General features: G+C 43.5%; 10 protein-coding genes and 2 pseudogenes. All 12 read right to left on the bottom strand.

Going from position 1 to position 10,872, the window contains the following annotated elements; all coding sequences use genetic code 11:
* Nucleotides 1-76 precede the first annotated feature (76 nt).
* Nucleotides 77-925: pseudogene (locus tag QUB33_RS27725) on the bottom strand (transposase); the annotation flags it as partial.
* Between the two features lie 35 nt (nucleotides 926-960).
* Nucleotides 961-1,596, bottom strand: a complete 636-nt coding sequence (locus tag QUB33_RS27730; RefSeq protein WP_333357337.1) for an IS630 family transposase — start codon at nucleotides 1,594-1,596, stop codon at nucleotides 961-963.
* Nucleotides 1,596-1,832: a winged helix-turn-helix domain-containing protein gene (locus QUB33_RS27735; protein ID WP_333357310.1), complete on the bottom strand. Its 237-nt coding sequence runs from the start codon at nucleotides 1,830-1,832 to the stop codon at nucleotides 1,596-1,598. The genes QUB33_RS27730 and QUB33_RS27735 overlap by 1 nt, the downstream gene beginning before the upstream one ends.
* Entirely contained in the window at nucleotides 1,822-2,094 is a 273-nt protein-coding gene (locus tag QUB33_RS27740; RefSeq protein WP_333357313.1) for a hypothetical protein, read from the bottom strand. The genes QUB33_RS27735 and QUB33_RS27740 overlap by 11 nt, the downstream gene beginning before the upstream one ends.
* A 79-nt stretch (nucleotides 2,095-2,173) precedes the next feature.
* On the bottom strand, nucleotides 2,174-2,944 hold the full coding sequence (locus QUB33_RS27745) for a class I SAM-dependent methyltransferase (RefSeq protein ID WP_333357316.1): 771 nt from the start codon (nucleotides 2,942-2,944) through the stop codon (nucleotides 2,174-2,176).
* Between the two features lie 22 nt (nucleotides 2,945-2,966).
* A complete protein-coding gene (locus QUB33_RS27750; protein ID WP_333357319.1) occupies nucleotides 2,967-4,247 on the bottom strand; it encodes a glycosyltransferase in 1,281 nt (426 codons plus the stop codon).
* Nucleotides 4,248-4,285: 38 nt separating this feature from the next.
* Entirely contained in the window at nucleotides 4,286-5,269 is a 984-nt protein-coding gene (locus QUB33_RS27755; protein ID WP_333357322.1) for a glycosyltransferase, read from the bottom strand.
* A 60-nt stretch (nucleotides 5,270-5,329) separates the two neighbouring features.
* Nucleotides 5,330-6,553 carry a glycosyltransferase family A protein gene (locus tag QUB33_RS27760; RefSeq protein ID WP_333357325.1) on the bottom strand — a complete coding sequence of 408 codons (1,224 nt, stop codon included), beginning with the start codon at nucleotides 6,551-6,553 and terminating at the stop codon, nucleotides 5,330-5,332.
* A gap of 21 nt (nucleotides 6,554-6,574) precedes the next feature.
* Nucleotides 6,575-6,730: a hypothetical protein gene (locus QUB33_RS27765; protein ID WP_333357328.1), complete on the bottom strand. Its 156-nt coding sequence runs from the start codon at nucleotides 6,728-6,730 to the stop codon at nucleotides 6,575-6,577.
* 21 nt (nucleotides 6,731-6,751) lie between these two features.
* The gene (locus QUB33_RS27770; protein ID WP_333357331.1) at nucleotides 6,752-8,548 is read right to left on the bottom strand and encodes an ABC transporter ATP-binding protein; all 1,797 of its coding nucleotides are present in this window, start codon (nucleotides 8,546-8,548) and stop codon (nucleotides 6,752-6,754) included.
* Complete coding sequence (locus QUB33_RS27775) at nucleotides 8,523-9,737, bottom strand: glycosyltransferase family A protein (RefSeq protein WP_333357334.1); 1,215 nt, start codon at nucleotides 9,735-9,737, stop codon at nucleotides 8,523-8,525. The genes QUB33_RS27770 and QUB33_RS27775 overlap by 26 nt, the downstream gene beginning before the upstream one ends.
* Nucleotides 9,738-10,598: 861 nt before the next feature.
* A pseudogene (locus QUB33_RS27780) lies at nucleotides 10,599-10,808 on the bottom strand (transposase); the annotation flags it as partial.
* Nucleotides 10,809-10,872 lie beyond the last annotated feature (64 nt).

Below are 10,872 nucleotides of genomic sequence, written 5' to 3' on the forward strand. Positions count from 1 at the left end.
CCTCATTCTCTCCCAGCGCGGTGGCTCAAGTTCTACTTTTGTCACCGTTCTCATCTTTGGTTAGTCTAAACTACAGTAACCATTGCTGTTGGCGATAAACTTCTGTGAGAACTAGCAGGGTTTTATATTGCTTTTTATTCAGAATTTCTAGGGTCGCACCTGACTCGATTAGCTGTTCAATATGAGCGAGGTTTCTTTTGATATATTGAAGTTTTTTTTTAATTGCCTGTCTTTTTTTGTGGCGGGATAGTCTTCTTTGTTTTGCTATTAATAAGTAATCTTTTCGGGCGAGATTACGGTAGGTTCTTGGTTTTTTCGGGATTCGCTCTTTTACCTGTTTATACAGAATATCTATGATTTTTTCGGTGTGAACTCTGGCCCTGTTTAATAGTCCTAAGTCGGTCGGATAACTAATATCGGCGGGAGCACAGGTTGCATCTATGATTAGTTTACCGCGATTGTGTGACTCATTTTGGGCGTCCGAATCCTTTTTTTTTTTTCGGGTTTGATTGGGGTGGTGGAGCGCATTATTTCGACCATGCGTTCGTTGACTTTATTAATTAAGTTCGGACTAATAAGCCCGTCGAAAGTGTACTAATAGTGATGGGTCAAATGCGACTTCATTGCTGTAGCTTGATTGACCGATGAAGTATTGTAGATAGGGGTTTTCGCGGATCTGTTCTACTGTTTCCCGGTCGCTAATTCCTAATTTTTCCTTAATGATTAATGCCCCCAACGCCATCCGAAAGGATTTGGCTGGTGCGCCCATTTCGGTGGGGAAGTTTTCAGCATATTCTGACTCAAATTCTGACCACGGTATTACTTGTGCCATCTTTACCCAACGGTTAGAAGCTGACAAATTCCCAGATAAGGGCAGTTCAAAGTCGGAGGGTGAGAGGGAAGCAAACTCAGCTTTTGTGTACACGATCGCAGATGGTTATCCAAGGGTTTTGACCTATTTTACCTGTTTATCTTGCCCACTTCTCTCGATCTCGCCCTCAAATAACCAAGGCAGTGTAACCTTTCTGCACTTATCCCGCAAGCCCTATCTAATATGAATGGATATCCCGTCAAAGAAGCAATTACTTCGTTAGTTAGCTTTTTTAACTCTTTTTGTACTGTCTCTCTCAATTCTTCTATGCCATCAAATCTCAACCATTTCAATTGTTCCTTTATATACCCCCACAGCCTTTCTATTGGATTCACTTCCGGACTATAAGCCGGTTGAAACAATAAAATTATGTTTTCGGGTATATTTAGGTTCAATGAATTATGAAATCCTCCCTTGTCTAGTTGGATGATATGCAAATCAAGAGGATAAGCAGCGGCAAATAGCTCTAAAAACTTCTCAAAACATACTGTATCTAGATGCGTAAATTCATAAAAAAATCCCTCTCCTGTTAGAGGTTCTACTATTCCATATAACCACATATATACAAAGTCCCATGGCACTTTTCCCTGAGGCTTAATTCCTTTGCCAGTTAATTTCCTTCTTTGAATTGTGTGTAGCCCCATTCGACTTTCGTCTTGACTCCAATAGCGATTTTTTTTCCACTGTTTTAAAAAGCTCTCGCTCTGACTCAGACTGCTTTTAATTAGAGATGAGAGTTTTTTTTAAATTCTTCTACTGCCCCTGCTTTCTGTTTTTCACTCACCGGACGCGGGACTTTTAATTTTCCTTTCAGCCGATATCTGACCCATTGGTGTACTGTACGATATCCCACTTTTACTTCACAGCAGCTTGTCAGCCATTGGTGTACTTCTTTGTCGCTACTGAATCCTTCGGGTTCTTGTAATTCCTTTGATAATTTCTCTACAGTTTCAGGATTCATTATTCTTGGTCTTCCCGAACGAGGTTTCTGCAATAATAATTCTTCTATTCCCCCCGCAAGGGTAGCTAGACAACCATCTTGGTATTGTGGTACGATGTTTCCCTAACCGCACAGCAGCAGACAATACGCTGTCTACCGTTTGGGTTTTGAGCCAATACAGAACTTGTAATTTTTCGTAGCGGTGAGCGTCTTTCTCTCTCCTCAGAAGACCTTTTAGTTCTGATTCTGTTTCCCGAATCTCAATTTTGACCACTCCTGACATTTTTTTTCCTTCTGTTTGGCTACTAAATTACAAAAATTACCTTGACTAATTGTAGCACTACTTTGGGAAATTAGTATAATTAGACTGGCTTCTGCCAAGCGTATGCAGTTTCCGTCCCCAATGATTCAGGTTTATGCAGCCAATAGCTCACCCAGGTTAGAGGACTGAGTGCAGTACAAAAAAATAGGCGCTTGAGAGGAGATAAACGGGAGAAAGCAACATCATGACAAAGTACCGTCAATGGATTAATAAAAGTCGCAGAGCTTTGGCAAGGAAAACCAATTAATCCTGTCAGTTCCTCGATCGTATATCCACGCCGAACATGACCCCATTCTGCCATCACCTCCGCTTCAGGCGGGCAGATCGGTTTCATCACGCCGTAGTAGGGAAATTTCCAATTTTCATTGGGGCTGCTCACTAATAAAAATCCCTTCGGTTTAAGCACGCGCAGCGCTTCTGATACTGCTTTTTGATGGTCGGGAATGTGTTCGAGAACGTCGAACATCGTCACTGCATCAAAGGACTCATTTTCAAAGGGTAAATTGGTCGCGTCGCCGCAGATGAAGCGCACCTTTTCCTGCTGGTTGCAAGGAACATTTGCATATTTAAAATCGAGGTCGATGTTAGTAATTTGCGCTTGCGGATAAAGTAAAGCCGTGAGACCGCCTTGACCGCCTCCTACTTCTAATATTTCTTTAAAGGGCAGGTCAGGGGAAATGCGGTGAATAGCCCGCATCTTTTCTCTGTAAAAGAACCCCATGGTTAAGGCGTAGGAGAAAGGATTATGGGATAAAAAACGACCTAAATTTTCTTTTTTTCCTGCTGTCTTTTGCTGTTCAACGGTTGTCATTATATTCTCCTGTTTCTAAAAATTAATGGTTTTTATTTACCTGATTCTGGATATAAAATTGTACTCCAGCCAAACAGCCTAACACCTCAGAAAAGAGAGTTTTATTGACCCCTCTAAATCCTGTCAACACTCCCATGATGAATCGCTTGACATAATATCTAGGCAAAGCGATGAAAACGCGACGCAAGTTGCCCCAGTGTTTGTACTTTTCAAACTGCACAAAAAGCGCTACGATATGTCCGCGCATATAGTGATACATTTGGTGTTTTAAGCTATCCAGATCGCCTCGGTGGTAGTGGTAAACGACCGCTGTTGGTTCATAGCGACAAAACCAGCCTTCGGCAAGCACTCTATACCAAATTTCTGAGTCTTCACTACACCCAGAAGCGCCTGCTCCCAACCGTTCGTCAAAGTATCCAATTTTATCAAAAAGTTCGTGCCGGAACGCCATATTTGCCCCTGCACCAATGCGCCAAACGGGGACAGCTAAGGGCTTCATTTCATCAAAAAATTGAGTATCAAAGGTTGTAGGGCGGTATCCCCATCCGAAGCCAGTATGACCTTTTTGGAAGATCAATTGGGCTTCATTTTCGAGTTCGGCTGGTAGAATAAGTCCGGTCATGGCGATGACGCGATCGCCCTGGAAACTTTGGGCAATTCTGGCAACCCAATCAGAATGAACAATCACATCATCATCAGTAAAAGCAATTATATTGCCTGTACTGTGACGGATGCCAGTATTGCGGGCTACGCTCAAACCAGGGCGAGGTTCTAAGACATATTTAACCTCTGGTATTTTCGCAACTAATTGCTGCGTAGCATCTGAACTAGGAGCATTGTCAACGACAATAATTTCGTGGGGAAGATGGGATAAGTTTTGGAATGATTGCAAACATCGCTCTAATTGTTCTGGTCGATTTCGAGTACAGATCACAACAGAAACAGTTTCACTATTTAACTGTGAAAAGTGTTGCTCAAGCTTCGCAAGAGGTTGTTCCAAAGCCATTAGAGCTTGGAACTCAGGGGGGCGATCGCGCGCCGGATTCTTGGAAATAACTGGCAAAGCTGCTTTAAAACCTTGCTCTAGCAAATGGCTACCGATTGTACGAGTAATTGCTTGTACCGCTAAATTAGTCAATTCTGTTGCTGACATGGGCAACTGAGCGGCTAAAATCTCCTGTTGACCAAGGGGTATATTATGCCACCAAAACACAGTATAAATGCCACCATAACCAGGCATTAAAGGCAAGTCAGGAATGGCTTTACTTAGCTCTACGTTAATAACTTTCCAGGGGTTGCTCACAGAAATTACCTCAAAGTAGCAATAGATATATCGGGTGGCTAACCGACTAATTTTGCCCGACCCAATAACTCTCGGCGTTCCTCCGGGTTCATGCGGATCATCCGGTTAATTCCCGCCCATTTACCCCGCACAAAACTTTTGTTAATCTCCACTTCCGCCGGATTCATTCGCCCCAAAGCCGCTCTTAAAGATTGAAATACGCTATTTTGGGAAGCTTTCACCGCATCCCCAATAAATTTCAACAACCAATCTTGATAAGAACCCGACCAGAGAAGAGAATCGCCCAAAACTTGAGAGGTTCCTAAACCGTAGTTAATATCTATCAAGTATTTTTGAGTGGTACGCCTAGCCGGAATAAAGTGTTTTAACTGGCAATCAGGAGTGTACCACAGGTCGTATCCCGCTCCGTAAATCCGTAAAGCTATTTCTACATCTCCCCCAGATATGAGCTTGGTGCCGATGCGATCGTGAAGCAGGGGTTTATCAATCCAACCCGTATGAGCGAGGGCTCCTCTATTCAACACTAATCCTGCTCCCACAAGACAAGATTTTTTTTGAGGTTCTGTGCCGTGTTCTTGTTGTGCGAAGGAGTAACCATAATTCAATACATATTTAGGCGGTGGAGTTTCCCAATCTAAAATCACTCGACCACCAAAAGCGCCGCAGTCAGGATGAGTCGCAGCAAATTTAACAGCTTGCTCCACCCAATCTTCTGCGAGAAAGCAATCATCATCTACGAAAGCAATCCAATCAGCAGTTGTGTTCTGAACGCCACAGTGGCGGGCATAGGTTAGCCCTTGCTTTGTTTCTGATATTGTAGAAAGATAGGGAATTGTTCCAGACACTCGATATTTTTCGACAACTTCCTGCGTGTTATCCGTGCAGTTATTATCGACTACTAACACCTTCCACTCTACCTCGGGTGACACTTGCTGTTGGGCAAGGGCAGATAGAGCTTTGTTTAGAAGAGGAGCATTGTTATAAGTACAGATGACGATCTCAAGGGGCGGAAGCTTAGTCATATTTAATTGTCATTTCCTGCATTGAACGAGAAATAGATTTCTGAAGCAAATCTCCTTTTTTTAGGCAAATTGCCGCCGAATCTGCTCGATACGTTTTAAAGAACGGGGGTACTCGCCAAAAAGCCCTACGATACCACCCCACATTTCAGCTAAAATCATCGTTGGGGGCAAAGGATGACAGCCCCTAATACTCTTTTGCAATTCATCTAACTGATAGCCAATCCACCAAGCAATCAGCCGGATTAGCTGCGCTCTCTTGGCAGGATCGGTCTGATAGGATTTTACCACAAAAGCCATAAAACCTAACCCCCAAGTCCAATACTGGCGGCGCAGTTTTTCATATTCCCGGCGGTGTTGGTGAAACACCAGATAGCGAGGTTCATAGACGAGGGGATAGCCAGCGCGAACGACTCGATAAAAAATATCTAAATCGCCACCGCCGGGGAGGGGCGCACCTGTATCGAGTGCATCATCAAATCCCCCTATTTTCAGTAAAACATCGCGGCGAAACGCCATATTGCAGCCCGCTCCAAATATGCCTGCACCACAGGGGTATAACGGATTGTAAGGCAAGATTTTGCCATAACGAATTTTCTCAAATCCGCGCCGAAAACCGCCCCTACTTTCAAATAAAATTTGGGCTTCAGTGGCTAACTCATAAGGTAGCACTAACCCTGTAAAACCGCCCGCATCGGGATTTTCTGCCCAAACTTCTCTCAATCCTTTTAGCCATTGGCGATCGGGCGTGACATCATCATCCAAAAAAGCTAATATCTCCCCAGTTGCTTCCTGCAAGGCGCGATTGCGAGCGAAGTCTAAACCTGGTTTTGGTTCCCGGGCATAGCGAACTCCTGGTAGAGAGTCTACCAATTCTTTTGTTTTTTCATGAGAAGGTGCATTATCTATGACTAAGACTTCAAAGTTAAGATTTTCACCTAAAATAGGTGTTTGCAACTTGAGTAAATGTTGCAAGCACCGCGCCAGGTTTTCCGGCCTGTCTTTCGTACAAATTGCCACTGTGAGCGAGGGAAAGCGATCGCCATTTTTTGCAGGATTTAACTCTTCTAGAATCGCTTCCTGAAGTAACTTAGCGCCGACTTCCCGCTCGATCATTTTAGCTAAATCTTCAGGAGAAAGGACACTCTTTGGAGGAAGAGGCTGCATGATCAAACCAACAGCTTTATCTTTTCGCCGCACCACTAAAGCAATTCCTGTATCTTCCTCAGAAATTGTCAGAGTGCGAAGGGGTTGTGTCACTTCAATGTCAATAATCGGATAAGGCATAAGTGATTCACCAAATTCCTATTAGTTGTGTAATTTGCGGTGTTGCAGGTGATAAAGCTTGGCAAATAAGCCATCGAGTTTTAGCAAAACCACTAAAGCAATTCCTGTATCTTCCTCAGAAATTGTCAGAGTGTGAAGGGGTTGTGTCACTTCAATGTCAATAATCGGATAAGGCATAAGTGATTCACCAAATTCCTATTAGTTTTGTAATTTGCGGTGTTGCAGGTGATAAAGCTTGGCAAATAAGCCATCGAGTTTTAGCAAATACTGGAGGTTCCCTTGTTCGATCGCCCTGCCATTTTCCATCACAATAATTTTATCGGTATTTTCAATCGTCGATAAGCGATGAGCAATGACAATGACGGTGCGGTTCTGGCTGAGCGTGTTGAGGGCCTCCTGAATCAAATTTTCAGAAATACTATCTAGAGCATTCGTTGCTTCATCCAGAATTAGAATATCGGGGTCGCGGACAATCGCGCGAGCGAGGGCAATACGCTGCCTTTGTCCGCCAGAAAGGCGAACGCCACGATCGCCGACTTTTGTGTCATACCCCTCGGGCAGTTGGCTGATGAAACCGTGAGCATTGGCAAGTTTGGCAGCATCAAAAATTTCTGCCTCTGTCGCTTCCAAGCGCCCGTAGGCGATATTATCCTTCACCGTCCCGCTAAAGATATGAACCTCTTGGCTGACTATCGCAATTCCCTTTCGCCAGTCGGTTAAATTCAGTTCTTGTAAGGGGCTGTTGTCAATATAAATTTCTCCAGAAGTTGGCTCGTAAAAGCGACACAGTAGGCTGATAATGCTGGATTTACCCGCACCCGATGGCCCCACTAAAGCAGTAGTTTGGCCGCGTTTAAACTCGAGGGAGACATCCTCTATTGCAGGCTGATCTTCAGGATTGTAAGTTAAGGAAACTGACTCAAAATATATCCCCTGCTTTAACTTGTCAAAGGGAACATTACCAGAGCGGATGTAAGGTTTATCAGCAGTCTCTAAAAAGGACATCACCAGTTCAGCAGAACTGGCGGTAGATATTAAACCTAGCCTCGCTACATCTAGTTGTTGTACCTGGGGTTGCAAGCGGTAGAGTATGAATAAAAAAGTCAGCAGCGTTGGCATAGCTGACTGGTTTTGCAGGAGGGCGATAGCCAAAATTCCTAGCAGGAGGAGTGCGGAAAAAACTTCATAGAGCGGATTGATGAGCCCTCCCAGCATATCGAGTTGCAAAAAGGTGTTTCGCACCTGCTGGGAAGCGCGATCGAAGCGCTCTTGCTCGTAAGGTTCCCGTCCAAAGGAGCGGATTGCTCTCATCCCCCCTAATCCCTCCCACATTCGGACAGCGAGCTGAGAATTGGCGTCTACAGCTTGCTGTGCCAGATGTTTGACTCGCCGGGTCACAAATTGGATGAACTGTGAGATGAGGAAGAGCGCTATAGTGATAATTAAGGTGAGTTGCCAAGAGATGAGCAGTAACAGCGTCGCCAGGACTGTAATCGTACAAGCACACGTAATCAAGTTAACAAACAAACTCAAAGCTTTGCTAGTCTGCCAACTCTCTGTCGCCAAAATATTCATAATCTTTCCCGATTCGCTGCGCTCTAAGAAAGAGTAGCTCACGGTTAAAGTTTGGTTGAAAATTTGGCAACGCAATCGGTGGCTAATCCGTGAGTTTAACCAGGCAAAAAGTATAGAATTACTATAGACAATCAGGTTTTTAATCAGGATGCTAACTAAAATACACAATGGGATGATTAAGACGCGGTAGCCAGCAGGGACAGCAGCGAATATCTTGTTCAGAGAATCAATGAAAGAATTGCCAGTTATAAGCTGAGCTTGCTCTTGCTGTAAAGTTTGCAAAAAGGGAATGAATAAGCTAACCCCAAAGCCGTCGGAAAGGGAAGCAAGCATACCCAAGGAAATCATTGCCGGGATTGCCCAAGGGTATATCTTGAGGAGGGGAAGCAGAGTTTTAATAGCTTGAATTTCTTTTTTCATAAGACAACTCTGCCTTGGCCGATGGAGTGGCGCTAATGTTCACTTGAGGGAGCGTGTCAATATCTGCTTGATTTCGCTTGACAATGCGGGAAATTGATCGGTGAAAAATGTTCCCAATCGTTACCATGGATTCGATATTTTTGCGCCGACTCTCAACCAGCAGCTCTCGGCTGCTCAGTTTACAGTCAGAGGATGGCCGGTCTTTTGAACTCAGAGGGGTCTCCAGAGCAGCTTGAGGTTTCCAAAACTGGGATAATAGGTTTAAAAGGCTCTTCCCCAATACTCTGTAAAAACCATAACGGGACAACGGTGAGATGCACTCAGCTTTTAAAGCTTGGAATAACCAAAATAGCGCGGTGCGATCGCTGCCATTCCGACTACTTTGGTGTGCTAAATACATCAAAAAATTACTGGCAGACAATCGGTGTAGGAACTCTGGAATTTCAGGATGCCGTTGCTTTACATCTTGCAGCATTAAGGCGTGGGACTTCGCCATCGCCACATAATTGCTAGACATACTGGTGTAAACTTTGCGGTATCCAATTAGAAATTCCGGCACGACTCCGAATTGATAGTATTCTGCCAATCGGAGGTACAAGTCCCAATCTTCACAGCCTTGAGCACTCTTCTCTATATAGCTAGTGTCGTAAAAGCCCACCTTATCTAAAGCAGAACGCCGGATCATCGAAGCGCTAGCATTGCCTAAAAAGTTGTGGCAAATTAAGGTTTCATAAACTTCACCTTCAATCGTAAAAGCGCGGATTCCCCCGGTTAAAAATCCATTTTCATCAATATCTAATGACCAAGAATAGACAACTCCTAGCGAGGGCTCTCCCTCCCTCATACATTGAACTTGTTTTTCTATGTTTTCAGGATACCAAATATCATCGGCATCAATGGGGGCAATATATTCTCCTCTCGACTTCTGAATTGCTAAGTTTCGAGCAGCAGCGACCCCAGCATTTTGCTGTTTCAAAAGCTGAACGCGAGAATGTTTTTTGCTGATTTTTTCGACAATTTCAGCGGTTCGATCCTGAGAACCGTCATCGACTACTAAAACTTCAATTTCTGGATAAGTTTGAGCGAGAACAGATTTCAGAGTTTCTTCAATAAATTGCTCAGCGTTGTATGCAGGGATAATGACTGAGACGAGAGGCAAAGAGGGGCATTTGGGAGAATCGGGTCGCATAAGGTTTTAACAAGGTTTTCCAATATTTTTGTTGTTTTTTAAATTGGCGGATATACCTTACACTTCTCGCCGTCAGGACTTAGATATTTGGTGGAAGAGACAGCCAAGATCCGCTAAGAAGAATTGTACCGCCTTCTCAGTTAAAAGTCAATGGTACACAGCACGTCTCCATAAGTTGTGCAAATCAAGACAATGCTGATAGACTAAAATAAAAAGTCATATTCTTAGAGGTAAAGTTTTTAGAGGTAAAGAGATGTCGGTTTATAAATTCCAGGAGAGCAAATAAAAGCTCCCGAAGTTACAAGAATTTGTTTCTAACCAGAAGTGTTCAATGTTACAAAAAAAATCCCAACACTAAAGTAATCCTATAAATTTAGCCCAAATTTTTACCGTAGTTAATCTTTATATTGCGTAATATCTCCGCTCTTACTACTTGTAATTATTTTAATAATAGCATTTATCAGAAAGATGAGGTATGATATAACTGACTTGAACGAAGTGAAAAATAGAGAACCCCAAAATGTTATGCAGCTCTAATTCAATGGAGCGCGAGCGAACAGTCGCTCGACCCACAGCCGTCACTCGAATGACAAATATCAAGAATTTTTGCCCCGCTCACACATTAGTAAAAATGAAAACTTATTCGATTGATTTTAGAAAAAAAATTGTGGATGTTTACCATAATGAACCGCTCTCACAAAGAGCAATAGGTAACCGTTTTTGTGTAGCCCTAAGTTTCGTCCAAAAATTGGTTAAACAGTATCGTGAGAGCCAAAATGTTGCTCCTCGAACTGAGCGATGCGGAGTCAAATTGAAACTCAATGCAGAACAACTACTGATTTCAGGGTAAGAGCATCTTAATCAGCCCTGACACAAGCATTTGAGAATCTGCATCATATAGTCATCATTCATCGCCGCTCGTTTCTTTTTTTGTCGCACACTACGCCGGAGAGTCGTTTCTTGATTGATGGCATTAAGTGCCATTCGTCTTAGAAGAGCCAAGTTCTGAGGGCTGTTTAACGACCGAATGCGACATTGGTCTTCATTAAAAGTGACATCTAAAGTCCAATGGCACTGAAAAAGTCTCAATCACGCCCTCCGTTTAGATTTCAAGACAGAGCGAGGTTCCTGCATT

It is taken from the genome of Microcoleus sp. B3-A4, assembly GCF_036705385.1.
In the GTDB taxonomy this organism is placed as follows: domain Bacteria; phylum Cyanobacteriota; class Cyanobacteriia; order Cyanobacteriales; family Microcoleaceae; genus Microcoleus.